This window comes from Paenibacillus sp. FSL H8-0048, from assembly GCF_038002825.1.
Taxonomy (GTDB): Bacteria; Bacillota; Bacilli; order Paenibacillales; family Paenibacillaceae; genus Paenibacillus_AQ.
Map to the genome: position 1 here is coordinate 5,432,786 of NZ_JBBODF010000001.1, position 26,719 is coordinate 5,459,504.

Sequence of the window (26,719 nt, forward strand, 5' to 3'; positions counted from 1 at the left end):
GAGCACAGCCAGTACTATTTGGCCCTCTTGTCCCATATAGATGAGTAGAATCTATCGGGACGAGGGGGTCTTTGTTATGTCTGGAGGGCAGAAGCATAAAGTCTCGGTCTGGATCTCTTGGCGCGGCATCAAAAAAAGTATCCTGGGCGCAGTGCTGCTCACTATAATGATCGGAATCATCGCCTACGACATGCCCACTGCGAGGACGGTCAATTATTGGAGCCTGCCGCTCTCGGGCAAGGTGATTGCCATTGATGCAGGTCACGGGGGACCGGACGGGGGGGCAGTGAGCCGCTCAGGCCTGATTGAGAAGGATATCAATCTCTCCGTGTCGCTGTACTTGCGCGATTATCTGCAGCAGGCTGGGGCAATTGTGGTGATGACCCGTGAAGGGGATTATGATCTGGCTCAGGACAGCACCAAGGGGTACGCCAGGCGCAAGACGGAGGATCTTAAGCAGCGGGTGCGGAGCATTGAGGAGAAGGGGGCCGATCTGTTTGTCAGCGTACATATGAACAGCATTCCTTCCAACCGCTGGAGCGGGGCGCAGACCTTCTATTATCCAAGCAACGAGGGAAATAAGGCCCTGGCCGGGCTGGTACAGGATGAATTGAGAGCTACCCTTGAGAATACGGACCGTGTGGCGAAGACAGCAAGTACTATTTATTTGTTAAAAGTGTTAAAGATGCCATCCGTGCTCGTTGAGGTAGGCTTCCTGTCACATCCTCAGGAGTCCTTGCTCCTAGGGGATGATCTGTACCAGCGGAAGGTGGCAACCAGCATCTACAGGGGCATCCTGCGGTACAGCTCCGAGCAGCCATAGCGGTGTAGGGTGGGACTACTCTTCCCTCCGGGGGTAATGCTATAATGGGTACAAATACCGGGGCTTACCGCCGGATAGGAACAGAGGTGCTTTTCCATGCAGACCAGGGAACAAATTCAGGAACTTTTACAGCCGCTTACAGACCCGGAATCCGGAAAAAGCCTGATCGAACTACAGTTAATCCGCGATATCATGATCAAGGAGGACCGTATTTCGTTATCCATCGTATGTCTGGATTCGGATGAGAAGAAGCGGATGGAGCTGGAGCAGCAGGTGCGTGACCTGCTTACGGAGGGCGGGGGAGAACAGATTCACATCCGCCTGCGTGATGCCACCGATTATGAACGGGCTATGCTTCGCGGAGAAGGCAGCGGAGATGAGCCGGATTCAGATGAAGGGGAGAAGCTCAAAGGACACGCAGCGGGCCTTGAGGAGCATGAGCTGATTAATGAGAACTCAGGGGTGAACTTCATCGCAATCGCCAGCGGCAAGGGCGGGGTGGGGAAATCAACCGTAACCGTTAATCTGGCGGTGGCACTGGCCCGCAAGGGCAAGAGAGTCGGTCTGATCGATGCAGATATTTACGGCTTCAGTATCCCGGACATGATGGGAATTGAAGAAGGGCCGATTGTGGAAGAAGGAACGATTATCCCGGTAGAGCGCTTCGGTGTGAAGGTCATGTCGATGGGCTTCTTCATAAGGGAGAATAGTCCAGTCATCTGGAGAGGACCAATGCTTGGCAAAATGCTGCGCCAGTTCTTCAGTGATGTCGGCTGGGGTGAGCTGGATTACCTGCTGCTGGATTTGCCTCCAGGTACGGGCGATGTGGCTCTTGATGTCCACCAGATGCTGCCGCACAGCAAGGAGATCATTGTCACTACCCCGCATGCTACGGCTGCCTTTGTGGCGGCGAGAGCGGGCTCTATGGCTCTGCAGACCGAGCATGAGATTCTTGGCGTCATTGAGAATATGGCGTACTACGAATGCTCCTCCTGCGGCAAAAAGGATTACATCTTCGGCAGAGGGGGCGGAGCCCGTCTGGCAGAGACACTGCATACAGAGCTGCTGGCTCAGGTGCCGCTGGGTGCCCCGGACAACCACATCTCCGAGCCGGACTTCTCACCGTCAGTATATAAGGCGGATACGGCTACCGGAGTATTGTTCGCAGACATTGCAGACAAGCTGATCGCCAAGTACGAGCAGTAATTACCTTTGGCTCTGCCATGCACATAAACAAATAAGGCCATGTCCCTTCTACGGGGCATGGCCTTATTGCGGTTAAGAGCCCGAACCGGAATCGTCTCCGCCTTCCTGCTTCTGACTGTCACCGCCCTGCTTGTCCTCGCCGCCGCCGCTTTCGCCTTTACCCCCATCCTTTTTCTCAACCTTGGGCTGCAATTCATCCTGAACCACGGATTTGAGAAGCGTAAGTACTTCCATACGGAATAGCGGGTTCTGCATGGCCTCCTGCATAATGGTCATGGACTGCTTGCGGTAATCCGGTGTCTTCGTAAGATCGAGGAACATTTTCGTCATTTCGGGCGACTTCATAATTTCTCCAACCGACTTTTGATAAGTGGGGTCCTTGATCAATTGAAGATGAAGTTCCTTGCTCTCTTTATTAATCGCTTTGGCAAAATCCCCGGCAAATTGCGGGTCGGTCATAATCTTTTCGATTTCCTTCTGATACTCGGGTGCGGTGAGGGTATCCTTAACAGCGATCCGAATCTGTTCCGTGGTCTGCATAGGCATCATCTTCATGCTTAAGCCGCTGGCGGCGCTGCCTCCCTCTGAGCTTGGAGTAGACAAGGCCTCCTCTACAGCCTTTTTCCCTTCATCGCTTTTTAATATATCGACAACCATCGTCTTCATTTCCTTATATCCGCCTTGCCCCGAAGAAGAACTGCTCTGTTCGCCCCCGCAGGCCGTCAAGGTGATCATCAAGCCAAGTGCCAAGCCTCCAGACCAGATAGCCCTCCATTTCATTGGCGCTGCCCTCCTTTATAGAATTACTGCTTGTAGTATGCCGCGCGAGGGAACATTTATGTTGAAGCGGAATGGTTTTTTGACGGTAACCTTGGTAAAATAAATCTGACACGGGGAGGTGAAAGCGCTGAGCTTGAGAAAATGGTTTTATTTGTTCTGGACCACGCTTTTGATCGGTGCGGGCGGGGCTGTTATTGCTGGACTTGCTCTGCAGATAGGGAATGGCGGTATAGAGTTTAAAGGCACTGCCGATCTTCTCCTGTACTCCCTGATTCTTTTGGGCTACGGAGTGCTTGTAAGCGTATACGCCCAGCTCGGATTTTTTGCTTATCTGATCCTCAACTACACGGGCATCGGGGTGTTTCCGCGCAAGGCGTGGCGTTACATACAACTGGTGCTGGCCGTGCTGGCGCTGTTTGAGCTGATGTTTCTGCGCACCTTTGTCGGCGGAGACCAGAGCGCCCGGACGGATTTGACGCTGGGCGTAGCTATTCTGTTCACTGCGCTTATTGTATCCTGGCTCAAAATACGCAGCACGAACGCGTCGGCCTGGGTCCCGACCTTTTTCTTCATGACAGCCATCACTATAGTGGAGATTATCGGCGTGCTGCGGATCGGCGTGGATAGCGCCACCATCTTTATTCTTGTACCGCTGGTCGCCTGTAATGCCTTCCAGATTCTGATGCTGCACCGTGTACTGAAGCCTGCCGCAATCTGACTATAGCACTCATGCTCACAACCCCGCCCTCTGTATACAACCAGGGAGACGGGGTTTTGGCATTGCCTTTAGAGAGCGGTTAGAATGAAGATGAAGAGGTTAATCTTAAAGAACAGAGTGGAGGAGGGAATATATGAACATCAAGCGCTATATGATAAAAGACACAAGTGAAACACGCCTGAAGGACCTCGATCCTGATGAACGTGGAGACTTCAAATCCAAAGAAGAAGCCGAAGCCAAAATGGAGAAGCTGAAGGAACGGCTGGTTAAGTTGCAGGATATCCTTTTTGCACAGAAAAAGCATTCGCTGCTGGTTATCCTTCAAGGAATGGATTCAAGCGGTAAGGACGGAACCGTCAAACACATCTTCTCCGGCATCAATCCGCAAGGGTTCATCGTAACCAGCTTCAAGAAGCCCTCACTGGAGGAGGAAGCGCACGATTTCCTGTGGAGAGTCCATATGAAGACCCCGCCCAAAGGCTATATCGCCGCCTTCAACCGTTCGCACTATGAGGATGTGCTGGTGCCCCGCGTGCATGGCGCTCTTAGCAAGGAGGATGCCAAGCGGCGGTTCCGCTACATCCGCCAGTTCGAGGAGATGCTGGCGGAAGAGGGAACGACGGTCATTAAGCTCTTTCTGCATATCTCCAAGGAGAAGCAGCTGGAGAAGATTAAGGAGCGGCTTGAAGATCCGGCGAAGCACTGGAAATTCGATGCCAGTGATCTGCAGGAACGCGAATACTGGGACGATTATCAAAAGGCATATGAGGATGTTTTTCAGGAGAGCAGTATAGATAAGGCTCCGTGGTACTGGATTCCGGCGAATCACCGCTGGTACCGCAACTATCTGGCCCTCAAGATTGTAGTCAAAACGCTGGAGGGGCTTGACCTGAGCTACCCGAAGCTGAATACACCGACGCCTGATATCTCACAGCTGATCTCACCGCGTCACTGATGCCATGCAGAGGTAAGGGAATTACATTCCTGCAGCGTCTTCCAGGCTATTATCCAGCAGGGCGGAATCGCGGACTTCCTTGCCGTTTGCACTGCTTTGGCTGATCAGCTCCGAGACGGTTACGAATTCATATCCCTGGCTGCGCAGCTTATCAATAATCTGTGGCAGGGCTTCATGCGTTTGTTTGCAGGAGTCGCTGGCATGCAGCAGCACAATATCTCCGGGATGGGCTTTGCTCGTAACACGGTTAACGATGTTATCCACACCGATGTTCTTCCAGTCCAGTGAGTCCGTGTCCCATTGAATGACTTTGTAGCCTAGATCGGTCGCCACCTGCAGGACTCTTTTGTCAAAATCACCGTTAGGCATTCTAATCAGGTTAGGCTGCGAACCGGTTAGCTCCGTCAATACTGTATGGGCCGTACTAATCTGCGTGCGAATTTCATCGTTGCTTAACGTACTGTAGTTCACATGCTTGTGACCGTGGCTGCCAATCTCGAACCCGGCGTCTTTGATGCTGGTCACGATTTCGGGATGGGTTTTACTCCAAGGTGAGGACAGGAAGAATGTCGCTTTATCCACCTTTTTGTCTTCCAGCACCTTCAGAATCGGCTCAGGCCGTTTCTCTCCCCAACTGATATCGAAGGTTAAGGCGATCAGCTTCTTTTCCGTCGGCACACTGTAAATGGCAGAAGGGGCAGCTTCAGAGAATACGGTGATATTGCCCCTCTCCACATAGACAACGCCGGCGGTAAGAAGCGCAGCAGCAAAAATGTACAGGAACCGTTTGATCTTTTTGCCGCTAAATACATAAAAAGAATTCATAATGTCAGCGCTCCTCTCCCATGCGAAATGCTTGTTTGTTCTAAATGTATGCTCGTACAGGGCGCTTATGACCTCAGATATGAATCAATCCATACGAATTGCAATCCGGCAGAAATTAAATCAGGAGGTAGGCATGTTATCTTTTAATACATTTATCAAGGATCTAAGGACGATTCGCACCTCGCTCCTAATGGCCACAATTCTATTCATAGCGGGGGGAATCTTGGGCTGGATCGGTACAGGAAGTCTTCAGCAGCTGCTGAATGAGCAATTGAAGGGAATCAGTAAGATTAGCGGGAATCTTAGAGAGTCGTCCAATCCGCAGTGGAGCTTTTTTGTATTCATTTTTCTGAACAATAGTATCAAAAGCGTAGTCATCATTTATCTGGGAGCCCTATTCGGTCTCTTGCCGGCATTCTTCCTGCTCATCAACGGTGCAGTTATCGGCTATCTGATTCATTTGTCTGCGATACAGGGACAGGATCTGTTCACGCTGATTGTAAAAGGACTGCTGCCGCACGGCATCATTGAGATTCCGGCCATCATCATTGCCTGCGCCTTTGGACTGAAGTTCGGCAGTAAGGTGCTCTCTGCACTCTTTGGAGCGATGAAGCGGAGCGGGGGAGAGCCGGTGAACTGGCAGGCCTTTATGCGGCAGACCTTCACCGCCTCAATCTGGATCGTGATTCTGTTATTTGTTGCAGCAATCATCGAGAGCACAATTACATTTTGGCTTTTATCATAAAATCCTGGGGAATTGTGCATAACAGTAAAGCCGAAACATTTGGATCTGCTGCCAGGTTGAATAAAGAGAGTCCAGTAATGGAATTTTCTTATGATAATGGTTATAGGTTCAATACTCCGGTTAATTTAGTGTAAGCACTTCAATAGAGCTTCCCGCATCAAATGGCTTTTTGAATGAAATGAAACGGCGTTTGATGGTTTAGGATAACTATGAATTTCATGAAGGAGGCCAAGCATATGCTCGGAATGTTATTCAATGAGAAGGAATGCAAGGAGCTGGACTATGTGTTGCGCAAAGAGCTGGATGAGATGCTTCTGGATATGAGTGACCAGCGTTTAGATCAGAACATTAGGCATGCAATTGCCAATCGATATAAAACAGTTTTCCGTATGTATGCACGATTTGCTCCACAGAAAGAGCTGTCTAAGTACGCGTGGGGCGGACGTTCTTCTCAGTTCAAACACTAGGTTTGGAGTGGGATGTTAACCGGAATAAATAAAATGAATGAAATAGCTTGACGAAAAGGGAGCCGACATGATACATTATATCTCGCGCTCCTTTTGAATGTTTATAGAGAAGACGCAGGCAAGAAATAATGAAAAATAACTTTTTCAAAAAAAGCTTGCCAAACAACGAAACACTATGATATATTATGAAGGTCGCCGCTGAGATGCGGTGAAGAGCTAAAATGAGACATTGATCTTTGAAAACTGAACAACGAGTGAGTGGGAAATCACCTCGGTGAGATCCAAGAATGAGAATGTAAATTCTCGTCAGATGTTTCAAAATGAGCAATCGCTCTTTCTAAATACCAATTTGGAGAGTTTGATCCTGGCTCAGGACGAACGCTGGCGGCGTGCCTAATACATGCAAGTCGAGCGGAGTTTGAGAGGGAGCTTGCTTCCTCTTAGACTTAGCGGCGGACGGGTGAGTAACACGTAGGCAACCTGCCCTCAAGGCTGGGATAACTACCGGAAACGGTAGCTAATACCGGATAATTTCTTTCTTCTCCTGAGGAGAGAATGAAAGGCGGAGCAATCTGCTGCTTGGGGATGGGCCTGCGGCGCATTAGCTAGTTGGTGGGGTAACGGCCCACCAAGGCGACGATGCGTAGCCGACCTGAGAGGGTGAACGGCCACACTGGGACTGAGACACGGCCCAGACTCCTACGGGAGGCAGCAGTAGGGAATCTTCCGCAATGGGCGCAAGCCTGACGGAGCAACGCCGCGTGAGTGATGAAGGTTTTCGGATCGTAAAGCTCTGTTGCCAGGGAAGAACGTCCGGTAGAGTAACTGCTGCCGGAGTGACGGTACCTGAGAAGAAAGCCCCGGCTAACTACGTGCCAGCAGCCGCGGTAATACGTAGGGGGCAAGCGTTGTCCGGAATTATTGGGCGTAAAGCGCGCGCAGGCGGTTATTTAAGTCTGGTGTTTAAACCTTGGGCTCAACCTGAGGTCGCACTGGAAACTGGGTGACTTGAGTACAGAAGAGGAAAGTGGAATTCCACGTGTAGCGGTGAAATGCGTAGATATGTGGAGGAACACCAGTGGCGAAGGCGACTTTCTGGGCTGTAACTGACGCTGAGGCGCGAAAGCGTGGGGAGCAAACAGGATTAGATACCCTGGTAGTCCACGCCGTAAACGATGAGTGCTAGGTGTTAGGGGTTTCGATACCCTTGGTGCCGAAGTTAACACAGTAAGCACTCCGCCTGGGGAGTACGGTCGCAAGACTGAAACTCAAAGGAATTGACGGGGACCCGCACAAGCAGTGGAGTATGTGGTTTAATTCGAAGCAACGCGAAGAACCTTACCAGGTCTTGACATCCAACTAACGAAGCAGAGATGCATCAGGTGCCCTTCGGGGAAAGTTGAGACAGGTGGTGCATGGTTGTCGTCAGCTCGTGTCGTGAGATGTTGGGTTAAGTCCCGCAACGAGCGCAACCCTTGACTTTAGTTGCCAGCAGGTTGAGCTGGGCACTCTAGAGTGACTGCCGGTGACAAACCGGAGGAAGGTGGGGATGACGTCAAATCATCATGCCCCTTATGACCTGGGCTACACACGTACTACAATGGCCGGTACAACGGGAAGCGAAGCCGCGAGGTGGAGCCAATCCCAGCAAAGCCGGTCTCAGTTCGGATTGCAGGCTGCAACTCGCCTGCATGAAGTCGGAATTGCTAGTAATCGCGGATCAGCATGCCGCGGTGAATACGTTCCCGGGTCTTGTACACACCGCCCGTCACACCACGAGAGTTTACAACACCCGAAGTCGGTGGGGTAACCCGCAAGGGAGCCAGCCGCCGAAGGTGGGGTAGATGATTGGGGTGAAGTCGTAACAAGGTAGCCGTATCGGAAGGTGCGGCTGGATCACCTCCTTTCTATGGAGAATCGTTTCCTGCAACGGAAACATTCAAATCGGAAGCTCAGCTTCCACAATAGAACCTTCGGGTTCGGACACTCACTCGTGTTCAGTTTTGAAAGAGCAAGTCTCTTTCGTATGCGTTTGGTGGCGATAGCGGAGGGGTTCCACACGTACCCATCCCGAACACGACCGTTAAGCCCTCCAGCGCCGATGGTACTTGGACCGAAGGGTCCTGGGAGAGTAGGACGCCGCCAAGCGAACAATCAATTCATTGATTGCTTCACTACTGTAAGTTTTGTTATATGGGCTTTTAGCTCAGTTGGTTAGAGCGCACCTCTGATAAGGGTGAGGTCGGTGGTTCGAGTCCACCAAGGCCCACCATATAACAATTTGGAATTGAATAGCAAGTACCGGGGTCCCCGAAAAGTAATCGGAATTAACCTCGAAGCTGCACCTCACTTTTTGGGGTATTATATGGGGCCATAGCTCAGCTGGGAGAGCGCCTGCCTTGCAAGCAGGAGGTCAGCGGTTCGATCCCGCTTGGCTCCACCAAAACTTCTTTACAAAAGTATATGCACATTGTCTGTTATTCCGAACATCACAGTCGTGAATGTTTCATAATAACAGCATCTTGATCCTTGAAAACTGGATACCGAAACGAATTTGCGTTTTAGAACATCTTTTAGCTGAAACTTGTGGAAGCAAGTTGAAATAGTTATTAGTTGCTACCGTGATTTTCCTAACGGAAAACACATTGGTTAAGCTACTAAGAGCACACGGAGGATGCCTAGGCGCCAGGAGCCGACGAAGGACGTGGCGAACAACGAAACTGCCTCGGGGAGCTGTAAGCAAGCTTTGATCCGGGGGTGTCCGAATGGGGAAACCCAGCTGTGGTAATTCGCAGTTACTCGTATCTGAATACATAGGATACGCAGAGGCAGACCAGGGGAACTGAAACATCTAAGTACCCTGAGGAAGAGAAAACAATAGTGATTCCGTCAGTAGCGGCGAGCGAACGCGGAACAGCCTAAACCAAGAGGCTTGCCTCTTGGGGTTGTGGGACGTCTCACATGGAGTTACAAAGGAATACGGTAGGCGAAGAGGTCTGGAAAGGCCCGCGATAGAGGTAAAAGCCCTGTAGCCGAAATGGTATTCTCTCCGAGACGGATCCCGAGTAGTGCGGGGCACGTGAAACCCCGTATGAATCCAGCAGGACCATCTGCTAAGGCTAAATACTACCTGGCGACCGATAGTGAAACAGTACCGTGAGGGAAAGGTGAAAAGCACCCCGGAAGGGGAGTGAAATAGAACCTGAAACCGTGTGCTTACAAAAAGTCAGAGTCCTCTTTATGGATGATGGCGTGCCTTTTGTAGAATGAACCGGCGAGTTACGTTTAACATGCAAGGTTAAGGTGAGAAGCCGGAGCCGCAGCGAAAGCGAGTCTGAATAGGGCGAATGAGTATGTGGACGTAGACCCGAAACCGTGTGATCTACCCCTGTCCAGGGTGAAGGTGCGGTAACACGCACTGGAGGCCCGAACCCACGCATGTTGAAAAATGCGGGGATGAGGTGGGGGTAGCGGAGAAATTCCAATCGAACTCGGAGATAGCTGGTTCTCCCCGAAATAGCTTTAGGGCTAGCCTCGGTGAATGGAGTGGTGGAGGTAGAGCACTGATTGGGTGCGGGGCCCGCAAGGGTTACCAAGCTCAGTCAAACTCCGAATGCCATTTACTTCTTGCCGGGAGTCAGACAGTGAGTGCTAAGATCCATTGTCAAAAGGGAAACAGCCCAGACCATCAGCTAAGGTCCCCAAGTGTGTGTTAAGTGGGAAAGGATGTGGAGTTGCACAGACAACCAGGATGTTGGCTTAGAAGCAGCCACCATTGAAAGAGTGCGTAATAGCTCACTGGTCGAGTGACTCTGCGCCGAAAATGTAACGGGGCTAAACACACCACCGAAGCTATGGCTAGATGCTTTGCATCTGGGGTAGGGGAGCGTTGTATGTGGGTTGAAGGTGTACCGTAAGGAGCGCTGGACAGCATACAAGTGAGAATGCCGGTATGAGTAACGAAAAGATCAGTGAGAATCTGATCCGCCGAAAGCCCAAGGTTTCCTGAGGAAGGCTCGTCCGCTCAGGGTAAGTCGGGACCTAAGGCGAGGCCGACAGGCGTAGTCGAAGGACAACAGTTTGAAATTACTGTACCACCGTAATCCGCTATGAGCGATGGGGTGACGCAGGAGGGTAGTGACGCGGACTGATGGATGTCCGTCTAAGCAGTGAGGCTGGTGTGCAGGCAAATCCGCACACCGTGAAGGCTGGGCTGTGATGGGGAGCGAAAATTACAGTAGCGAAGGTCATGATCTCACACTGCCAAGAAAAGCCTCTAGTCAGGAGAAGGTGCCCGTACCGCAAACCGACACAGGTAGGCGAGAAGAGAATTCTAAGGCGCGCGGAAGAACTCTCGTTAAGGAACTCGGCAAAATGACCCCGTAACTTCGGGAGAAGGGGTGCCTCGGTAGGGTGAATAGCCCGAGGGGGCCGCAGTGAAAAGGCCCAAGCGACTGTTTAGCAAAAACACAGGTCTGTGCGAAGCCGTAAGGCGAAGTATACGGGCTGACGCCTGCCCGGTGCTGGAAGGTTAAGGGGAGCGGTTAGGACGCAAGTCCGAAGCTGTGAACCGAAGCCCCAGTAAACGGCGGCCGTAACTATAACGGTCCTAAGGTAGCGAAATTCCTTGTCAGGTAAATTCTGACCCGCACGAATGGCGTAACGACTTGGGCGCTGTCTCAACGAGAGATCCGGTGAAATTTTAATACCTGTGAAGATGCAGGTTACCCGCGACAAGACGGAAAGACCCCATGGAGCTTTACTGCAGCTTGATATTGAATTTGGGTACGATCTGTACAGGATAGGTGGGAGCCGTTGAAGCAGGAGCGCAAGCTTCTGTGGAGGCGCCGTTGGGATACCACCCTGATCGTATCTAGGTTCTAACCTGGTACCGTAACCCGGTACGGGGACCGTGTCAGGCGGGCAGTTTGACTGGGGCGGTCGCCTCCTAAAGAGTAACGGAGGCGTTCAAAGGTTCCCTCAGAATGGTTGGAAATCATTCGCAGAGTGCAAAGGCATAAGGGAGCTTGACTGCGAGACCTACAAGTCGAGCAGGGACGAAAGTCGGACTTAGTGATCCGGTGGTACCGCATGGAAGGGCCATCGCTCAACGGATAAAAGCTACCCTGGGGATAACAGGCTTATCTCCCCCAAGAGTCCACATCGACGGGGAGGTTTGGCACCTCGATGTCGGCTCATCGCATCCTGGGGCTGAAGTAGGTCCCAAGGGTTGGGCTGTTCGCCCATTAAAGCGGTACGCGAGCTGGGTTCAGAACGTCGTGAGACAGTTCGGTCCCTATCTGTCGTGGGCGCAGGAAATTTGAGAGGAGCTGTCCTTAGTACGAGAGGACCGGGATGGACGTACCGCTGGTGCATCAGTTGTTCCGCCAGGAGCATGGCTGAGTAGCTACGTACGGACGGGATAAGCGCTGAAAGCATCTAAGCGTGAAGCCCCCCTCAAGATGAGATTTCCCAACATGTAAGACCCCTTGAAGACGACGAGGTAGATAGGTTGGAGGTGGAAGTGCAGCAATGCATGGAGCTGACCAATACTAATCGGTCGAGGGCTTATCCAAAAGACTAACACACAAATTCGTTTCGGATTCAGTTTTCAGGAATCAAATTCCTGAAGCATTTACGTTGTAAATGCCCGTTTGGTGGCGATAGCGGAGGGGTTCCACACGTACCCATCCCGAACACGACCGTTAAGCCCTCCAGCGCCGATGGTACTTGGACCGAAGGGTCCTGGGAGAGTAGGACGTTGCCAAGCGGACAATATTCCCTGATAGCTCAGTTGGTAGAGCACTCGACTGTTAATCGAGTTGTCACAGGTTCGAGTCCTGTTCGGGGAGCCATGCTCTCATAGCTCAGCAGGTAGAGTGCTTCCATGGTAAGGAAGAGGTCACCGGTTCGAATCCGGTTGAGAGCTCCACAAATTTACTAAGGCCCGTTGGTCAAGGGGTTAAGACACCTCCCTTTCACGGAGGTAACATGGGTTCGAATCCCATACGGGTCACCATTTTTTATCAGTACCCTTATTAGTCACCATACATATGGAGGCTTAGCTCAGCTGGGAGAGCATCTGCCTTACAAGCAGAGGGTCGGGGGTTCGAACCCCTCAGCCTCCACCATAATGTTCTTGATATTTGAGGGAGATTGTGGGCATTATATAGGTATCTATTGTAGGGGATTCGCCAAGTGGTAAGGCAACGGACTCTGACTCCGTCATCATAGGTTCGAATCCTATATCCCCTGCCAAATATGAGCCATTAGCTCAGTTGGTAGAGCACCTGACTTTTAATCAGGGTGTCGAAGGTTCGAGTCCTTCATGGCTCACTTTTATTGATTTATGCGCGTGTGGCGGAATGGCAGACGCACCAGACTTAGGATCTGGCGTCGTAAGACGTGGGGGTTCAAGTCCCTTCACGCGCACCACTTATTTGCGGACGTGGCTCAGCGGTAGAGCATCGCCTTGCCAAGGCGAGGGTCGCGGGTTCGATTCCCGTCGTCCGCTCCAAAATTTTTTGCGCCCTTAGCTCAGCTGGATAGAGCGTTTGACTACGAATCAAAAGGTCGGGAGTTCGAATCTCTCAGGGCGCGCCATATATTGCTTCCTTGAATTATCTAAGTGTCCGTCAGATTCGAACGAGTTCGTTGGAGCATATGCTTCGATAGGATTACTTCGCAATCGGATGCGTAGCATCCGTATCTCTCAGGGCGCGCCATTACTACTTCATTAATTATTAACGGGATGTAGCTCAGCTTGGTAGAGCACCTGGTTTGGGACCAGGGGGTCGCATGTTCAAATCGTGTCATCCCGATATTTCATTTCACCTGTGCGGGTGTAGTTCAATGGTAGAACTTCAGCCTTCCAAGCTGATAGCGTGGGTTCGATTCCCATCACCCGCTCCATAATAATCTAATAGTTTCGGGATGTAGCTCAGCTTGGTAGAGCACCTGGTTTGGGACCAGGGGGTCGCATGTTCAAATCGTGTCATCCCGATCGAACAGCTTATGGCTGGCAATGAACTCTTACTGCGGTAAGAGTTTTTTGTTATGTCATTAAAGGAACGTATGTTCCTCTAATCGTCTAAAAAAAAGACAACCTCAGCCGGGATGCCGATCCTTGCATAATAGCTCTGTAGGGATTCATCCTGCTCAATGGCAGTACCGACCGATAGCAGCTTAACCGCAAATAAGTTAGCCTGCCGCTCCAGCTTGCCTGGCGAGAAGTAAGAATTCTCCTCCAGAAAGAAACGGTTGACCCCTTTGTGCAGACGGTCATGTGCGAGTTCATGGGCGCATACGAACCGTTGCCACTCCAGCGGTAGCTGATTATGAATGACGATGAACCTTCTTCTTAACTTACGGTAATAGAGGCCCTTGGTGCCGTCACCCAGATGCATGAACCGGATGTGAATCCCGAGTGCTTCAGCCAGTTCGAAGGGGCTGCTGGTATTGTATTTTTTGACCAAACGCTTGATTAGCTCATCCATATTCTTCACCCGCAGCATGTTAATAGTAGTTGGATTGCCTGGTATTTACTCTTTGCCTGGATGGGGCTTGGGCTTGGTCCGCTTATTCATCTGCTTCGCCTCCCAGAACAAGCCGGTTAATACGTCCTTGATCCGCTGTTTGTCTTCCTTGTTCAGGGGAATCCCGTCAAACATCAGCTCACCGTCATCCTCCAGCATTTGGCGGAAGTCCCGCTTATCCTTGCTGGTCGCCCAGGCAGGCACAGCCCCCTCTGTAGTGCTCTCAGTCTCGGTTAAATAACCGGCATGGGCCATCAGCTCCTCATAAGACACATCGGTTGCTTCAGCAATCTTACGCAGGGTAGCCGGCTTGGGGACACCCCGTAATCCATTCTCAATCCGTGAGATTTGGGCTCCACTGATACCGGCAAGCGCTGCCAGCTGATTAATGGTCAGTCCCTTTCCTTCCCGAAGCTGTCTCAGATAGTATCCGAATTCCTCTGCCATCGATAACCACTCCTTATCCCTAATTACCTAAAAAGCTGTTGTACTTACTATAAGCTATTTATGCCAATAGGTAAACAATAAAGAGTCTATTCTTGCCAAAAGGTAAGAATAGGCATGCATATAGCTTGTTTATGCTCCAAAACGGGCTAAAATGAGGTTTTACTGAATTGGGAGTTAAGTGGTATATTATCAAAAAAAGCGAACACTATACGAACAAGTAGAATTTTAACACATTTGGCTGGAAAGGTCCGCAACAAAGTTCTTAAATCTGTATAACATCTAAGGAGTGGTATAAATGATGATGATTCTATCTTCGCTGCCTGAGCTTGACCGCCGCCGGACTCAGGTCACTATAGAGAATATGCTGGAGAAGTACCGGATTTTCAAATCTGTAACGTTCGAGGCTAAGGAGGCTGGGATTACTTATTCCTACACAGAACGCTTCCATGGCGCGACCCATACGGTTACCGATCAGACAGCAGCAATTGCCACGCATAATGTAGATGTGCCTGCTGCAAGACGGGCATACTGTGCGCTAATCGATTCAGTTGTAGAGCGGCTTACCCAGAGGGAACAGCAGCTGGTACGGGAGAGATACATGCGCAGAGAGGAGAGCTATGACTACACGATCTACAATCATGTGTTCGATCCTCCGGTGAGCAAGGATACTTATGTGAAAATCAGGTCCAAGGCGTTCTATAAGATGGCGCTGGCGCTCGCTGATCTGCAGCTGTTGTCTCTGGCTACGCTCAGGAAGACTCCGGCCGTAGGGAACCTGCCTAAGGGATAGAAATCCTTTGTACACAAAATGCAGCTTCCATATGTAATCAACATGGCCGTATTGCCCACCGGGGTGATGCGGCTTTTTTGCATGAGCTTATATGTTCTGGCAGACCCCCGCATATTGAATCCTTCCATTGAAGCAGGCCGTGCAGGAGAGACGGGGCTAAGGCGGGGAGCACCATTTACCATCCCTTTTACCACCGGAAGTTATCGTTAACTCATCTGTAATAGCGCCTGCGTAAGGTCTCAGGGGGGCTATGATTATAACATGGCAAATGAAGCAGAAGGACACCGCAGGAGCATGAATGCTCCACATCCTCGAAGCCTAAGACAGGCTGACAGACCAGCGCGGTGAAAGCTCCTTCGGTCATTGCCGGGTACAAGACGGGTCCCATTCTTCCTGAATCGAATCCGCGGGTGACTTCAAGAAAGGCAGGAGGGATTACCACATCTATTCATGAGAGGAATGAAATCATGACAGTAGAGCAACTACGGGGAAATATTACTGCTGCGCTGGTGCAGTTTTTCCCGGATATTCCTGTCTATGTGGAAGGGGATAAGCCGCAGTCAGCCTACTTCAGGCTGGAGCTGCTCTCGGCAACCTACGACAGGCAGCGAGAAGGCAGATACATGGCGGTCTACCGCTTCGGTATCCGCTATGAGCAAGGAAGTCTGCTGGACGCAGAGGCTATAGCTGATGGGCTCTGTGAGGCGCTGGACGCAAGAGAAAGTGTGAATCCCGCTTATCGGGTGGTGCGCCAGTCCTGGGTGGCCGGAGCAGAGGGACGGGGGGCGCTGTTCACCGTGGACTATATGCTCTATCTCCAGAAGCAGAAGCTGCCGGAGGAAGAAGCAGAGCTGATGGGACACTTCACAGAAGGGGCGCGGCTGAAATGAGTTCTAAGGAAATGACAGTAAGTGAGCAGGGACGCAGGAGCGGGGGAGCGGATGCTTTTGGAAAGAAGCAGCTGATGAAGTCGGCTCTGTTTGCACCGCGGGAAAAGGATGTACTTGAGGTAGTTCTGCAAGAGGACGGAAGCTATACCTTGGAAGAGGCTAAGCATCTAATGGAGCTGTATCTAAATAAGGAGGTTATCTAATGGCTGGAGGAACATGGACAACACAAAACAAGGTGCGTCCGGGGGTATACGTAAATGTGGCCTCGAACGGCATTGTGGCAGGTAAAATGGGGGAACGCGGTACGGCTGCTTTGGCGCTTGCACTGCCTTGGGGGCCTGCGGGTGTCATTCTGAAGCTTACGGCTCAGGATGATTTCCAGCAAAAGCTGGGCTACGATCTGACGGCTGCGGAGCTGTTGCCGGTGAGAGAGGTGCTGAAGCGGGCGGGCACACTGCTGCTCTACCGTCTAAATCAGGGTGTGAAGGCTGCGGTGACCAATAACGGAGTTCAGGCGACTGCGCTATATGGCGGGGAACGCGGGAATGCGCTTAAGGTAGTGATTGAGAAAAATATCGATGACGCTACTAAGTTCGATGTCCGGACGCTGCTTGATGGTAGTGAGGTGGACAAGCAAACGGTAAGTGCTGCTGCCGGTCTGGCTGCGAACGCTTATGTGGAATTTAAGCCGAATGATTCCGGTGCGCTGACAGTGAGTGCTGGACTGCCGCTGGCAGGAGGGGCAAATGGTACGGTCACGAATGCGGAGCATAGTGCGTTCTTGTCGGCACTGGAGGTTCAGGATTTCCAGACGGTAGGTCTGGTATCGCAGGATAACACGCTGAAGTCGCTGTATAGCGCCTATGTGAAGCGTCTGCGTAACACGGAAGGCAAGAAGGTGCAGGCGGTCTTGTCCGATTACGCTACGGCTGATCATGAAGGCATCATCAGTGTGGCGAACGGCGTCATTTTGAGTGATGGAACGGTAGTGGATAAGGCTCATGCCGTGGCTTGGGTTGCCGGTGCTACTGCCGCTGCTGCGGTGAACGAATCCCTGACTTATCAGGCCTATGACGATGCTGTAGACGCAGATGTGCGTTTCAGCCATTCCGAGACTGTAGAAGCACTTACACACGGAGAGCTGCTGTTCACCTATAGCGGAGGCCGGGCAGTAGTGGAGCAGGACATTAACACGTTCACCTCTTTCTCTACAGACAAAGGCAAGGCCTTCTCCAAGAACCGCGTGCTGCGTGTGCTGGATGGGATCGCTGGAGATTTGAAGCGGATTTTTGAGAGCTACTTCATTGGCAAATTGCCGAATAATGAGGACGGGCGCGCGCTCTTCTGGTCGCAGTGCGTCACTTATATGAATGATCTGCAGAACCTCGGGGCGATTGAAAACTTCAATGCGCAGAGCGACATTGTGGTGACTCCTGGAGCGGACAGTGACAGCGTAGTGCTGGAGGTAGCAGTGAAGCCGGTAGATTCGGTAGAAAAAGTATATATGAAAGTGAAGGTGGTCTAAGATGACATTCTTGAGAGCCAGCGATACGCTGTCCGGCCAGGAAGGCCGGGCGTATGCCACGATTAACGGACAGACGGAAGAGATGTTCTATGTGAAAACCCTGGAAGCCACGGTTGAGAAGCAGAAGGCGGAAGTGAAGACGCTGGGACGCCGCGGGGTGCAGCATAAGGCGACCGGCTGGTCGGGCAGCGGTACGATGACAATTTTCTATATGACGAGCCGTTTCCGCCAGATGATGCTGGAGTACATGAAGACAGGGATTGACCAATACTTCAGCATTATCGTGACCAATGAAGATCCTTCCTCAACTGTGGGCGCCCAGCGCATCATGCTGAAGGATGTCAATCTCGACAGCGTCATTATGGCTTCGCTGGATACGGAGTCAGATGCGCTGGAGGAAGAGGTTGCTTTTACCTTCGAGGATGTGGAACTGGTGCAGCCCTTCGCGGCACCGGCGAATTCCGGCCAATAAAGCATAAGCGGGCTATCCGCATGCTGTAAAAGAATAGATGACTGAATAGGCTCCGGGGCTCCCGCATGAAGCCATTGCCGCTGAGCGGCGGTATGCTGCGGCGGGCCTCTTCGCTGCCCTAATATAATAATAATCCGGGAGGTACGACATGAGTGAATTAAGTTTGTTTTTTGCGCAAAATGCGGCTTGTGATACAACAGAGGAATTCGCGGTCTCGCTGCGGTTCAAGGACAAGGATGGTAACCCTGCCGTCTGGAAGCTGCGCAGTATGAATGAGGAAGAGAACCAGGAATGCCGTAAGGCAGCTACCCGCAAGGTCAAAGGAAAGAACGGCACCTACACTACGGACATCGATCCCAATGAATATATGGCGAAGCTGATGACGGCAAGCATTGTGCACCCGGATCTGAAGAACACTGAGCTTCAACGCTCCTACGGGGTGATGGGTGCCGAATCGCTGCTGCGCAAAATGCTGCTGCCCGGAGAATTCGCTGCGCTTGGGGAACGGGTACAGGCCCTGAACGGCTTCGCCACTGATATGAACGAGCTGGTGGATGAAGTAAAAAACTAATCAACGAGGGCGATGGTGAGGCTAATCTGGCCTACTACGCCCTCCATGAGCTGCATATTCTCCCGCATGAGCTGATGAAGCTCTCCGTCCGCGAACGCGCGGCGATCTATGCCATGATCTCCGTACGCGTGGACAAGGAGAAGCGGGAGCGCGCGCGGAGCAAGGGGAAGAAGAGATGAAGGGGGTGAAAGAATGGAAATTACAAGTACAACGCTGGTTCCCGTAACTGCACTAACCGTCTGGCAAAATGTAAACTCACAGTGGGATAGGCTGAACCAGAATTTTAACCGGGCCAGCCACTCGCTTAGTGGTCTGCAGCAGATCCTGGAGCGGGTGTATGAAGAGAAGAACAAGTCTTTCATGGAAGGGTTCATGCAGTCTCAGGATACGGCCAGACGACTGTCGGAGGAAGGTGATTCGTCACGATTCCGCCACTCTGCTGGAGGGGCGGATGATAACGGTCCAGATGACGGCGAGGTCCGTGATGCCAAAAACGGGTTCATGGGTAAAGTCCAAAAAATAATGAAGGCTCTGGATGTCAGCGGATTTGAGTTAATCACCTACGTGGGTGAAAAAGCAGTAGGGTATATTTTGGACAAGAAGAAGGAAAAGGCGGAAGACAAGGAAAAAGAAAAGGCTGAGAAGGAGAAAAAGGCAGCGGAGCCCGGATTTCTCTCTAAAGCAAAGGACTCCTTAGGAGCACTGGACCTTGGGAGCGTATTTGATAAGGTCAAAGAACTGGGCACCAAGGCAGTAGTAGCCAATGCTTCTGACGAAGATAAGGCGAAATGGGGCAAGCTGCAGGGCAACATGGATAACGCAGTTGAAATGATGGGGCAAAAAGCGATCGTTGCGCTGCGTCCGATTCTGGATACCTTGAACAATGCGTTTCAGTCTGAAGGAATGACTACGGCGCTAAATCTGATCGCGAACGGCTTTTTGGTCATTGCTACGGTGATTAGCGAAGTGGTGGACGGTATCATGTATATGTTCACAGCCTTTCAGGAGAACTGGGATGTTGTAGGGCCGATCCTTGCAGCCATTGCCATTGTCTTCATAGCTGCGATGATTGTGCAGTTGTATAGTCTTGCTGCTGCGTGGCTTGTAGGCATGTGGCCGATCCTTTTAATTGTTGCTGCTGTAGCCCTGCTTATTTATATTTTGCAGCAAGCGGGGGTATCCGTAGACGCGGTAGTGGCTTTTATCGGGGGAGCGTTTGGCTGGCTGAGGGCAACGATAGAGAATTTTGTGATCGGTCTGTACAATAACTTTGTTTCCTTTGCAGACTTCTTCCGTAACTTGTTTGTTGATCCGACGTATGCGGTGCAAAAGCTGTTTTATGACCTGGCTACGAACTTCCTTGGCTTCATGTATCAAATGGCATTAGGCGTTGAAAGCTTTGCAGGCGGGTTCGTCAAAGCCATAGCCGAGGGTATTAACTTCGTGCTTAGAGGAGTTCAAATGCTGGCAGGGTGGTTAAGCAAAGTTCCGGGCTTTGAATTCTTGGCCGATTTCAAGCCTAACTTCCTGGATCCGGAGAACCCGCATGTCTTCAGTGATATGATCAAGAATGTTCAAGGGACGCTGGTAGAACCTAAATCGACTAAGGATGTATACAATACTCCGAAGAAGGAATTCGTAGATACCTCCAAGAGTGTGGTGGAATATGCTGGGAAAACAAAAAATCTCCTTAATAAATTTGATACCAAGCTGGAGCCGGTCAAGCCCAAGGATGCTCCTTCTTCAAATCCTGCCCAGGCCGCTGCCACAAACATGAACAACGTCAACAAGGTAGGCGAGGTAGGCAAGATCAATGAAAAGGTCGATATCTCCAGCGATGATCTGGATATGCTGCGGGAGCTGGCGGAGATTCAGTCGATTCAGAATTTTGTCGAGTTGACGCCAACGGTTCAGGTAACAACAGGAAATATTAATAATTCCGGCGATATCGACTCCATCATCACGAAGATCGGGCAAAAGCTGAAAGAGGAGTTCGTCTCTACGGCGCAGGGGGTGTACACGTAACATGGAGGAGTATGGATTCTATCTTAGCTTCAATAATTATGAAGAGGTGATCCGGCTTCCGGTGAATCCTGAGACGCTGGAGATCAAGGAGAACAGCGATGGCAAAAGCTATACGATTGTGGATTTTGGTGAAATTAATGCGATTGCTTATCCGAAGCTGACGGAGATTACGATTGAGAGTATGTTCCCGGCACAGTATTATCCGTTCGTGGTGTATTCCGGCGAGAATGCCGGTAAGCTGCTGAAGCCCTATGAATATGTAGAGCTGATCCGCAAATGGATGCTCAGCCGCAGGCCGGTCCGGTTTGTTTTCTCAGGGCTGAAGTCGGCGAACGTGCAGAATACGCAGACTCCAGATTGGCTGAAGCAGGCCAGGGCGCAGGCGCAGCAGACTTTTACCGGGGATATTGGCATTAATATGGCGGTCAGCATTGAGAACTTCTCCTGGAAGCTCAGTGCGGGGTCCTCGGGGGATATCGATTATACACTTGGACTCAAAAAGTATGTGTTCTATCAGGCGTTAGCCGTGAAGGTTGGCAGCACCGGTGAAGTGAAGAAGCAGCAGAAACGGGCAAGCGAGAAGGCAGTGCCTGCTACCTATACGCTCAAAACCGGGGATACGCTCTGGTCGGTGGCCCAAAAGCTGCTCGGTGACGGCAGTAAATTCAAAACGCTGCAAAAGCTGAACAATATCTCGGACAGCGAACTGAAGAAGCTCAAAATTGGCCGAGTGATCAAGCTGTCTTAGGAGGCCATGGCGATGGAATTAATCATAATTAATAAGGAAGGCGCCATCTGGAATATTGCCGGAATCGTTACAGATATCACGTGGAAAACAACCCGGACCGGCAAGCCTGCGACGCTTGAGCTTACGCTGGTGGACAGCGGGATATATCAGCATAAGAAATTCGCGATCAGCAACGGGGATATAGTGCAGTTCCGCAGAGACGGGGTCGATGTATTCTACGGCTTCGTTTTCAGCATCGACACGGGTGCAAATCAGGAGATCAAGCTGACGGCGTACGATCAGATCCGCTATCTGCTGGGCAATGGCAGTTATGTGCTTCAGGATGTTACTGCGGCTGAGGTCATCAGCACCATTGCCAAAGACCGCGGCTTGCGGCTTGGATTACTGGAACCGGCGGAGTACAAGATTCCCTCGCTGATCGAAGACGGCAAGAAGCTGCTCGATATTATTATGGGTGCGGTCGGCAGTGAGCTGCAGTATAAGGGCCAGCTGATGGCGTTCTATGATGATTTCGGCAAGCTGACGCTGCGCAGTCCGCAGTCCATGCTGCTGAAGGTGATTCTGGGGGCAGGCCATTACCTGTATGATTATTCGCTGAAAAAAAGCATCGACGATAATACGTACAATACGATTCTGCTCTATCAGGACAACGAAAAGACCGGCAAACGCGAGTTCTATCCGGTCACAGATAAAGAAAATGTAAAGCGCTGGGGGATCCTGCATCTCTACCAGAAGGCGGACGATAATGCAAATGCTGCGCAGATTCAGGAAAAGGCAGGCAATCTGCTCAAGCAGCATAACCGCGAGAAGGTCAGTCTCTCCGTGCAGGCTATTGGCGATATACGGGTGAGGGCGGGGAACTTCATTTATGTGCTGCTGGATGAATTCCAGACCCAGCTGTTCCTGGTGGATCAATGCAGCCATAAAATTTCCGGAGGGGAGCATACGATGTCCCTAGACATTAAGGTGGTGTAGACAACATGCTCGATATTATTAAACAGGCAAGCCTCGGGGCCGTATCGAATACGAATCCGGTGGCTTTTTCTTATGGGACGGTGGTTCTGGCACAGCCGCTCCAGATTCAGGTGGAGCAGCGGCTGCTGCTGACGGGAGCCGCACTGGTTGTGGTTGAATCCGTGATGGAGAGCAAGGCCGAGATCGAAGGCCGGGAGATCCTGCTGCGCCGTGGACTTGAAGCGGGAGACCGCGTGCTGCTCGTGCGGATGCAAGGCGGGCAGAGCTATATTGTCCTCGATCGGCTGGTGGACCTATGATTCCGGTGATAGGCAGATCCGGTCCGGTGACGGGAGCTCTGGAGGGAAATGTGACCGCTCCGGTGACGGGAGCTCTGGAGGGAAATGTGACCGCTCCGGGGAATGCCCCGAGCCTGACGTACCGGATGGACTGGGAGCGCGGGCGGATCTGCGGGCGGGTAGACGGGCTTGAAGCGGTGAAGCAGGCAGCAATCAAGGTGCTGCAGACCAACCGTTATGAGCACCTGATCTATAGCACTGACTACGGAACGGAGTGGAAGCTGGTGCTGGGTCAGGACAGGCTGCTGGCCCGGCCTGAGCTGCGCCGCCTGATCAGCGATGCGTTGCTCCAGGATGAGCGGATTCAGGCGCTTGAGGATGTGGAGATTCTTTTTGACGGAGATAAGGTTAGCTTCAGCTGTACGGCTGTCACAATATACGGTGATTTGGAGCTTAGAAAGGAGGGGATGGCCAGTGTATGAGGATCAGACGTACGAGGCTCTGCTGGAACGTATGCTGGACCGGGTTCCAGAGGGGCTGGACAAGCGCGAGGGAAGTATTATCTATGATGCGCTTGCGCCGGCAGCGGCTGAGATGGCCCAGATGTATCTTGAGCTTGAGGTCAGCAATAATCTGTTCTTCCCGGATACGGCGGACGGCGAATATCTGGAACGAGCCATTGCCTGGACGGGACTGAAGCGTCATCCGGCAGGCAAAGCGCAGCTGGGCGCGAGGTTCTATACCAGCGGCGAACAGCCTCTGGACATTCCGCTGGGCAGCCGTTTCTCCCTGGGACTGCTTCATTATAGTGCAGCGGAGAAGCTGGCTCCCGGGACGTACCGCCTGGATAGCGAGACGGCCGGGGCTGAGGGGAATCAGTATTCAGGCGCGCTGCTGCCGGTCGATTATATCCCGGGGCTGGCCCGGGGGGAGATTACGGGCCTGCTGGTTCCCGGCACGGATGCGGAGACGGATGAAGCGCTGCGGCAGCGGTACTTCGATTCGGCCCGTCGGCCTGCAACGAGCGGCAATAAATATCATTATATGGAGTGGGCGCAGCAGATTCAGGGCGTAGGGGGAGCGCGGGTCTTCCCGCTGTGGGCCGGCCCGAAGACGGTCAAGGTGGTCATTGTGAACGCGGAGCATCAGCCCGCCTCCCCGCTGCTGGTCTCCCAGGTGCAGCAGTTCATTGATCCTGCGCCGGGTCTTGGCGAGGGCCAGGCTCCGGTGGGGGCGGTGGTGACCGTGGAATCGGCCACAGGCCGGACGATTAGCGTGACCGCGAAGGTCACGCTGGCGGCCGGCTATGCGCTGCAGCCGGTTGTTCAGGCTTTTACCGCGCTCCTGGAGAAGTATCGTAAGGAGAAGGCTTTTGCCGCTACCTATATCAGTCAATCGGTCATTGGCGCATTGCTGCTGAATACGGAGGGCGTAGTGGACTATAGCGGGCTGAAGCTGAACGGCGGGACGGCAAACATTCCTCTGTTGGAGACAGAAGTGCCGCTGTTCGGCAATGTCGTACTGGAGGTGTAGCATGGGATATCCGGAGCAGATTGATGTCTTTCAGGATAAGCTGAACAAAAAGGCAAATGGCGGCAGTCATGTTGTAGAGGAGAAGCTTCGGCTTACAGGTGGTGCATTCAGCGGACTGCTGGCCCACGACAATATTAACAATCAGACGCTGGCCGTGTACACAGGCTCACGCTTCAGCGGGACAGAGGTGCGGAATTACTCGGTCTCTTTCCCGGACGAGGCCCCTTGGCGGCGGCTCATCAACATCTATGCAGATGTGCCCGAAGTCTATGTGACTTACGAGACTCCGGGGGATACCGTCGAAGCGGATGATGTGAACCAGTTGCAGGGCGGACTTACGGCTACGCAGCGTGAGCTGGAGCGTTATAAACAGGCCGGTCTGATTGACGGCGGATCTTTTAGAAGAGAGGTGTAATATGGCACAGACCATTCAGGTCAAACGCGGTACCCGGGCCGAGCTGTCCACTTACGGGATGCTGAAGGCAGGCGAAATGGGCTTTTGTACAGATACGAAGGAGGTCTATATCGGAGACGGTTCGTCTAACTCCATGGTGGGCCGGGCCTTATCCGGTCCCGAAGCTTCGCGTCCTGCGGCAGCCTCGGCGGGGCGTCTGTATGTGGTGAGCAGCGGGAATAACAACGGGTATTTGTATTTCGATGACGGGACCGCCTGGCGGCGGGTTAACGCGCAGAAATTAACAGATGTGAGCGGAACGGTGGACGATATCGCTGACGGCTCCACGTATGCCAAGGTGCTTAAGGCAGATCTTACAGCAGGGCATCCCAATAAAGTGTCGGACGGCACGAATACGAAGACCGCCGCAGAAATTGCAACGCATCTTAACGATGCCGCGAAGCACAGGGTGATCAACGATGGCGGGTCGACGATTACAGATCTGTGGTCCGCACAAAAAATCAAAAACGAAATCGAGCTGGCCAAGCATAATATTGAGCCGCAGGCTTCGGTGAAGGATCAGCATCTGACGGCTCCGCCCTCCAGTCCCGCGGAAGCGGACCGGTATATCATTCCTTCCGGCGCAACCGGCGTCTGGGCAGGCAAAACGAACCAGATTGCGGAGTATGCCTCAGGTAGCTGGGCCTATTATGTTCCGGCTGTCGGCTGGACGGCTTATGTGGACGACGAGCAGAAAATCTACAGCTGGAACGGGAGCGCCTGGGTGCGGACGGGCGGTGCGCTGCAGACGATCACGGCGGGGAATGGGCTTACCGGCGGCGGGCAGGCGGACAGTGTCACGCTGACCGTCGGGGCAGGCAACGGGATCATTGTCGGCTCAACGAGTGTTGCAGCCAAGCCGGGTAAGGGAGTTCTGGTAAACTCCACGGGCATCGAGGTCAATATCGACGGCTCAAGCATCATTTACGATTCGGCCAATGGCAACCAGCTCACGGTAGGCACTATCGACGGCGGAACATTCTAGGAGGCGGTGACCATGGCACGGAAGACATTGATTCAAATCCGCCGCGGCCTGGAAAGTGCGCTGGGTACGCTGGCCGCAGGCGAGCTGGGCTACTGCACGGATAGCGGCAAGCTGTTCATCGGCAGCGGCAGCAGCAATATGCTGCTGGCGGCAGGCCAAAGCACAGGCGATATGCTAAAAAGCATCTACGACACGAATAACAACGGCAAGGTCGATTATGCCCAGGCTGCGGATACGGTTCCGTGGTCAGGGGTGGACGGCAAGCCTTCGGTCTATCCGGCAGCTGCACATACCCATGATTATATGCCGAAGGGTCCGCTGACCTGGAATCAGCTGAAGGGGGTGTAGCTGTGGCTTATGGAGACAGTATCTATGGTCTTGCGGCGTATTCGGCAGATGGTGTGACAGGGGAAGGGCCGGAGATTACCGCTCCCGATCTGATGAAATACCTGCCTGATTATTATCAGGGCGTGCCTGAGATGGAGGCAGTACAGGGCAGCGCAGGTAGAGCCTGCGGTGAAGTGGCTTACGCCATGGCAGACAGTGACGATCAGAAGACGCTGGAGTCGGCGACATGGGGGCTGGCCCGCTGGGAGCGGATGCTGGGGTTGAACACAGATACAAACAAGTCCTACGCGACCCGCCGCGAGATGATCAAGGCCAAGCTGCGGGGCAGCGGCACGACGACACCGGAGATGATCCGGCGGACGGCGTCTGCTTTTTCAGGGGGAGATGTGGAGGTAGTCGAGGTGCCCGGAGCGTATAGCTTCGAGGTGCGCTTCGTCGGCACGCTGGGTATCCCGGCCAATATGGCGGGTCTGATTCAGATCATGGAAGAGATTAAGCCGGCTCATCTGGACTATAGCTTCGTATACAGCTACACCTGGTGGGACTCCTTGAAGTCCCTCACCTGGAACGCTGCGCACAGCAAGACCTGGAACGAACTAAGAGTATATGAATAGGAGTGTGAGC

At 52.4% G+C, this 26,719-nt stretch carries 26 protein-coding genes, 14 tRNA genes and 4 rRNA genes; 40 read left to right on the forward strand and 4 right to left on the reverse strand.

Features of this window, described 5'->3' with window-relative positions:
* The first annotated feature begins 76 nt into the window (after positions 1-76).
* Both cwlD and NSU18_RS23390 read left to right on the forward strand, forming a co-directional pair.
* Entirely contained in the window at positions 77-823 is a 747-nt protein-coding gene (gene cwlD, locus NSU18_RS23385) for an N-acetylmuramoyl-L-alanine amidase CwlD (protein ID WP_341150180.1), read from the forward strand.
* A gap of 96 nt (positions 824-919) precedes the next feature.
* On the forward strand, positions 920-2,029 hold the full coding sequence (locus NSU18_RS23390; RefSeq protein WP_341016408.1) for an Mrp/NBP35 family ATP-binding protein: 1,110 nt from the start codon (positions 920-922) through the stop codon (positions 2,027-2,029).
* A gap of 72 nt (positions 2,030-2,101) precedes the next feature.
* Here the strand turns inward: NSU18_RS23390 and gerD are convergent, their stop codons facing one another.
* The gene (gene gerD, locus NSU18_RS23395) at positions 2,102-2,809 is read right to left on the reverse strand and encodes a spore germination lipoprotein GerD (protein ID WP_341016409.1); all 708 of its coding nucleotides are present in this window, start codon (positions 2,807-2,809) and stop codon (positions 2,102-2,104) included.
* Positions 2,810-2,936: 127 nt separating this feature from the next.
* On the opposite strand from gerD, the gene NSU18_RS23400 reads away from it, so the two are divergent.
* Positions 2,937-3,527, forward strand: coding sequence for a KinB-signaling pathway activation protein (locus NSU18_RS23400; RefSeq protein ID WP_341151089.1), 591 nt, complete (start codon positions 2,937-2,939; stop codon positions 3,525-3,527).
* Positions 3,528-3,660: 133 nt separating this feature from the next.
* A complete protein-coding gene (locus NSU18_RS23405; RefSeq protein WP_341150181.1) occupies positions 3,661-4,482 on the forward strand; it encodes a PPK2 family polyphosphate kinase in 822 nt (273 codons plus the stop codon).
* A gap of 21 nt (positions 4,483-4,503) precedes the next feature.
* Here the strand turns inward: NSU18_RS23405 and pdaB are convergent, their stop codons facing one another.
* Positions 4,504-5,307 (reverse strand): polysaccharide deacetylase family sporulation protein PdaB, encoded by an 804-nt coding sequence (gene pdaB, locus NSU18_RS23410; RefSeq protein ID WP_341150182.1) that lies wholly within the window; start codon positions 5,305-5,307, stop codon positions 4,504-4,506.
* A gap of 190 nt (positions 5,308-5,497) precedes the next feature.
* Between pdaB and NSU18_RS23415 the strand changes: the two genes are divergently transcribed.
* The 20 genes from NSU18_RS23415 (at position 5,498) to NSU18_RS23510 (ending at position 13,522) form a co-directional block, all read left to right on the forward strand.
* A complete protein-coding gene (locus NSU18_RS23415) occupies positions 5,498-6,052 on the forward strand; it encodes a stage II sporulation protein M (RefSeq protein ID WP_341150183.1) in 555 nt (184 codons plus the stop codon).
* Between the two features lie 236 nt (positions 6,053-6,288).
* Entirely contained in the window at positions 6,289-6,519 is a 231-nt protein-coding gene (locus NSU18_RS23420) for a hypothetical protein (protein WP_036692450.1), read from the forward strand.
* 346 nt (positions 6,520-6,865) lie between these two features.
* Positions 6,866-8,426, forward strand: a 16S ribosomal RNA gene (locus tag NSU18_RS23425).
* Positions 8,427-8,550: 124 nt separating this feature from the next.
* A 5S ribosomal RNA gene (gene rrf / locus NSU18_RS23430) occupies positions 8,551-8,667 on the forward strand.
* A gap of 47 nt (positions 8,668-8,714) precedes the next feature.
* Positions 8,715-8,791 (forward strand) — tRNA-Ile (locus NSU18_RS23435).
* A 95-nt stretch (positions 8,792-8,886) separates the two neighbouring features.
* Positions 8,887-8,962 (forward strand) — tRNA-Ala (locus NSU18_RS23440).
* A 204-nt stretch (positions 8,963-9,166) separates the two neighbouring features.
* Positions 9,167-12,095 (forward strand): 23S ribosomal RNA (locus NSU18_RS23445).
* A 77-nt stretch (positions 12,096-12,172) separates the two neighbouring features.
* A 5S ribosomal RNA gene (gene rrf, locus NSU18_RS23450) occupies positions 12,173-12,289 on the forward strand.
* The 16S, 23S and 5S rRNA genes sit together here with 14 tRNA genes alongside, the layout of an rRNA operon.
* A gap of 9 nt (positions 12,290-12,298) precedes the next feature.
* Positions 12,299-12,374: transfer RNA gene (locus NSU18_RS23455), tRNA-Asn, on the forward strand.
* Between the two features lies 1 nt (position 12,375).
* A tRNA-Thr gene (locus tag NSU18_RS23460) sits at positions 12,376-12,451 on the forward strand.
* 12 nt (positions 12,452-12,463) lie between these two features.
* A tRNA-Glu gene (locus tag NSU18_RS23465) sits at positions 12,464-12,538 on the forward strand.
* A gap of 36 nt (positions 12,539-12,574) precedes the next feature.
* Positions 12,575-12,650: transfer RNA gene (locus NSU18_RS23470), tRNA-Val, on the forward strand.
* Between the two features lie 53 nt (positions 12,651-12,703).
* A tRNA-Gln gene (locus tag NSU18_RS23475) sits at positions 12,704-12,777 on the forward strand.
* Between the two features lie 5 nt (positions 12,778-12,782).
* Positions 12,783-12,855 (forward strand) — tRNA-Lys (locus NSU18_RS23480).
* Positions 12,856-12,870: 15 nt separating this feature from the next.
* A tRNA-Leu gene (locus NSU18_RS23485) sits at positions 12,871-12,954 on the forward strand.
* Positions 12,955-12,961: 7 nt separating this feature from the next.
* Positions 12,962-13,036 (forward strand) — tRNA-Gly (locus NSU18_RS23490).
* A 9-nt stretch (positions 13,037-13,045) separates the two neighbouring features.
* Positions 13,046-13,122 (forward strand) — tRNA-Arg (locus tag NSU18_RS23495).
* 144 nt (positions 13,123-13,266) lie between these two features.
* Positions 13,267-13,340 (forward strand) — tRNA-Pro (locus NSU18_RS23500).
* A 17-nt stretch (positions 13,341-13,357) separates the two neighbouring features.
* Positions 13,358-13,431 (forward strand) — tRNA-Gly (locus NSU18_RS23505).
* 17 nt (positions 13,432-13,448) lie between these two features.
* Positions 13,449-13,522, forward strand: a tRNA-Pro gene (locus NSU18_RS23510).
* A gap of 79 nt (positions 13,523-13,601) precedes the next feature.
* On the opposite strand, the gene NSU18_RS23515 is transcribed toward NSU18_RS23510, so the two are convergent.
* Together NSU18_RS23515 and NSU18_RS23520 are read right to left on the reverse strand one after the other, a co-directional pair.
* Positions 13,602-14,015, reverse strand: a complete 414-nt coding sequence (locus NSU18_RS23515; RefSeq protein ID WP_036696270.1) for an ImmA/IrrE family metallo-endopeptidase — start codon at positions 14,013-14,015, stop codon at positions 13,602-13,604.
* Positions 14,016-14,060: 45 nt separating this feature from the next.
* Positions 14,061-14,501, reverse strand: a complete 441-nt coding sequence (locus NSU18_RS23520) for a helix-turn-helix domain-containing protein (protein ID WP_341016418.1) — start codon at positions 14,499-14,501, stop codon at positions 14,061-14,063.
* Between the two features lie 301 nt (positions 14,502-14,802).
* Between NSU18_RS23520 and NSU18_RS23525 the strand changes: the two genes are divergently transcribed.
* From NSU18_RS23525 to NSU18_RS23600, 16 genes are all read left to right on the forward strand, one after another.
* The gene (locus NSU18_RS23525; protein ID WP_445321871.1) at positions 14,803-15,291 is read left to right on the forward strand and encodes an ArpU family phage packaging/lysis transcriptional regulator; all 489 of its coding nucleotides are present in this window, start codon (positions 14,803-14,805) and stop codon (positions 15,289-15,291) included.
* 467 nt (positions 15,292-15,758) lie between these two features.
* Positions 15,759-16,181 carry a phage tail terminator family protein gene (locus tag NSU18_RS23530; protein ID WP_341150184.1) on the forward strand — a complete coding sequence of 141 codons (423 nt, stop codon included), beginning with the start codon at positions 15,759-15,761 and terminating at the stop codon, positions 16,179-16,181.
* The gene (locus tag NSU18_RS23535) at positions 16,178-16,384 is read left to right on the forward strand and encodes a hypothetical protein (protein ID WP_341016421.1); all 207 of its coding nucleotides are present in this window, start codon (positions 16,178-16,180) and stop codon (positions 16,382-16,384) included. The genes NSU18_RS23530 and NSU18_RS23535 overlap by 4 nt, the downstream gene beginning before the upstream one ends.
* Positions 16,384-17,706, forward strand: a complete 1,323-nt coding sequence (locus NSU18_RS23540) for a phage tail sheath family protein (protein WP_341150185.1) — start codon at positions 16,384-16,386, stop codon at positions 17,704-17,706. The genes NSU18_RS23535 and NSU18_RS23540 overlap by 1 nt, the downstream gene beginning before the upstream one ends.
* A gap of 1 nt (position 17,707) precedes the next feature.
* Positions 17,708-18,178 carry a phage tail tube protein gene (locus tag NSU18_RS23545; RefSeq protein WP_340937760.1) on the forward strand — a complete coding sequence of 157 codons (471 nt, stop codon included), beginning with the start codon at positions 17,708-17,710 and terminating at the stop codon, positions 18,176-18,178.
* A 148-nt stretch (positions 18,179-18,326) separates the two neighbouring features.
* Positions 18,327-18,749 (forward strand): phage tail assembly chaperone, encoded by a 423-nt coding sequence (locus NSU18_RS23550; protein ID WP_341016423.1) that lies wholly within the window; start codon positions 18,327-18,329, stop codon positions 18,747-18,749.
* Between the two features lie 192 nt (positions 18,750-18,941).
* Positions 18,942-20,774, forward strand: a complete 1,833-nt coding sequence (locus NSU18_RS23555) for a hypothetical protein (RefSeq protein WP_341150186.1) — start codon at positions 18,942-18,944, stop codon at positions 20,772-20,774.
* A gap of 1 nt (position 20,775) precedes the next feature.
* On the forward strand, positions 20,776-21,522 hold the full coding sequence (locus NSU18_RS23560; RefSeq protein ID WP_341150187.1) for a LysM peptidoglycan-binding domain-containing protein: 747 nt from the start codon (positions 20,776-20,778) through the stop codon (positions 21,520-21,522).
* Between the two features lie 12 nt (positions 21,523-21,534).
* Positions 21,535-22,497 carry an XkdQ/YqbQ family protein gene (locus NSU18_RS23565; protein ID WP_341150188.1) on the forward strand — a complete coding sequence of 321 codons (963 nt, stop codon included), beginning with the start codon at positions 21,535-21,537 and terminating at the stop codon, positions 22,495-22,497.
* Positions 22,498-22,502: 5 nt separating this feature from the next.
* Entirely contained in the window at positions 22,503-22,796 is a 294-nt protein-coding gene (locus NSU18_RS23570) for a DUF2577 domain-containing protein (protein WP_341016428.1), read from the forward strand.
* On the forward strand, positions 22,793-23,257 hold the full coding sequence (locus NSU18_RS23575; RefSeq protein WP_341150189.1) for a DUF2634 domain-containing protein: 465 nt from the start codon (positions 22,793-22,795) through the stop codon (positions 23,255-23,257). Before NSU18_RS23570 ends, NSU18_RS23575 begins: the two co-directional genes overlap by 4 nt.
* Positions 23,250-24,308 carry a baseplate J/gp47 family protein gene (locus NSU18_RS23580; RefSeq protein WP_341150190.1) on the forward strand — a complete coding sequence of 353 codons (1,059 nt, stop codon included), beginning with the start codon at positions 23,250-23,252 and terminating at the stop codon, positions 24,306-24,308. The genes NSU18_RS23575 and NSU18_RS23580 overlap by 8 nt, the downstream gene beginning before the upstream one ends.
* Position 24,309: 1 nt before the next feature.
* On the forward strand, positions 24,310-24,723 hold the full coding sequence (locus tag NSU18_RS23585; protein WP_209879667.1) for a phosphoglucomutase: 414 nt from the start codon (positions 24,310-24,312) through the stop codon (positions 24,721-24,723).
* Position 24,724: 1 nt separating this feature from the next.
* Complete coding sequence (locus NSU18_RS23590; RefSeq protein WP_341016433.1) at positions 24,725-25,747, forward strand: DUF2793 domain-containing protein; 1,023 nt, start codon at positions 24,725-24,727, stop codon at positions 25,745-25,747.
* A gap of 12 nt (positions 25,748-25,759) precedes the next feature.
* Complete coding sequence (locus NSU18_RS23595; protein ID WP_081751111.1) at positions 25,760-26,095, forward strand: hyaluronate lyase N-terminal domain-containing protein; 336 nt, start codon at positions 25,760-25,762, stop codon at positions 26,093-26,095.
* A 2-nt stretch (positions 26,096-26,097) separates the two neighbouring features.
* Positions 26,098-26,709, forward strand: a complete 612-nt coding sequence (locus NSU18_RS23600; protein WP_341016434.1) for a putative phage tail protein — start codon at positions 26,098-26,100, stop codon at positions 26,707-26,709.
* Positions 26,710-26,719 lie beyond the last annotated feature (10 nt).

Excerpts from the sequence above, each read along its gene's own strand:
- NSU18_RS23525 (WP_445321871.1), top strand. The coding sequence starts at position 14,803 with ATGATTCTATCTTCGCTGCCTGAGCTTGACCGCCGCCGGACTCAGGTC.
- gerD (WP_341016409.1), bottom strand. The coding sequence starts at position 2,809 with ATGAAATGGAGGGCTATCTGGTCTGGAGGCTTGGCACTTGGCTTGATG.
- NSU18_RS23530 (WP_341150184.1), top strand. The coding sequence starts at position 15,759 with ATGACAGTAGAGCAACTACGGGGAAATATTACTGCTGCGCTGGTGCAG.
- pdaB (WP_341150182.1), bottom strand. The coding sequence starts at position 5,307 with ATGAATTCTTTTTATGTATTTAGCGGCAAAAAGATCAAACGGTTCCTG.
- NSU18_RS23405 (WP_341150181.1), top strand. The coding sequence starts at position 3,661 with ATGAACATCAAGCGCTATATGATAAAAGACACAAGTGAAACACGCCTG.
- NSU18_RS23595 (WP_081751111.1), top strand. The coding sequence starts at position 25,760 with ATGGCACGGAAGACATTGATTCAAATCCGCCGCGGCCTGGAAAGTGCG.
- NSU18_RS23535 (WP_341016421.1), top strand. The coding sequence starts at position 16,178 with ATGAGTTCTAAGGAAATGACAGTAAGTGAGCAGGGACGCAGGAGCGGG.
- NSU18_RS23390 (WP_341016408.1), top strand. The coding sequence starts at position 920 with ATGCAGACCAGGGAACAAATTCAGGAACTTTTACAGCCGCTTACAGAC.
- NSU18_RS23420 (WP_036692450.1), top strand. The coding sequence starts at position 6,289 with ATGCTCGGAATGTTATTCAATGAGAAGGAATGCAAGGAGCTGGACTAT.
- NSU18_RS23590 (WP_341016433.1), top strand. The coding sequence starts at position 24,725 with ATGGCACAGACCATTCAGGTCAAACGCGGTACCCGGGCCGAGCTGTCC.
- NSU18_RS23540 (WP_341150185.1), top strand. The coding sequence starts at position 16,384 with ATGGCTGGAGGAACATGGACAACACAAAACAAGGTGCGTCCGGGGGTA.
- NSU18_RS23585 (WP_209879667.1), top strand. The coding sequence starts at position 24,310 with ATGGGATATCCGGAGCAGATTGATGTCTTTCAGGATAAGCTGAACAAA.
- NSU18_RS23570 (WP_341016428.1), top strand. The coding sequence starts at position 22,503 with ATGCTCGATATTATTAAACAGGCAAGCCTCGGGGCCGTATCGAATACG.
- NSU18_RS23545 (WP_340937760.1), top strand. The coding sequence starts at position 17,708 with ATGACATTCTTGAGAGCCAGCGATACGCTGTCCGGCCAGGAAGGCCGG.
- NSU18_RS23415 (WP_341150183.1), top strand. The coding sequence starts at position 5,498 with ATGGCCACAATTCTATTCATAGCGGGGGGAATCTTGGGCTGGATCGGT.
- NSU18_RS23515 (WP_036696270.1), bottom strand. The coding sequence starts at position 14,015 with ATGGATGAGCTAATCAAGCGTTTGGTCAAAAAATACAATACCAGCAGC.
- NSU18_RS23565 (WP_341150188.1), top strand. The coding sequence starts at position 21,535 with ATGGAATTAATCATAATTAATAAGGAAGGCGCCATCTGGAATATTGCC.
- cwlD (WP_341150180.1), top strand. The coding sequence starts at position 77 with ATGTCTGGAGGGCAGAAGCATAAAGTCTCGGTCTGGATCTCTTGGCGC.
- NSU18_RS23555 (WP_341150186.1), top strand. The coding sequence starts at position 18,942 with ATGGAAATTACAAGTACAACGCTGGTTCCCGTAACTGCACTAACCGTC.
- NSU18_RS23520 (WP_341016418.1), bottom strand. The coding sequence starts at position 14,501 with ATGGCAGAGGAATTCGGATACTATCTGAGACAGCTTCGGGAAGGAAAG.
- NSU18_RS23550 (WP_341016423.1), top strand. The coding sequence starts at position 18,327 with ATGAGTGAATTAAGTTTGTTTTTTGCGCAAAATGCGGCTTGTGATACA.
- NSU18_RS23575 (WP_341150189.1), top strand. The coding sequence starts at position 22,793 with ATGATTCCGGTGATAGGCAGATCCGGTCCGGTGACGGGAGCTCTGGAG.
- NSU18_RS23560 (WP_341150187.1), top strand. The coding sequence starts at position 20,776 with ATGGAGGAGTATGGATTCTATCTTAGCTTCAATAATTATGAAGAGGTG.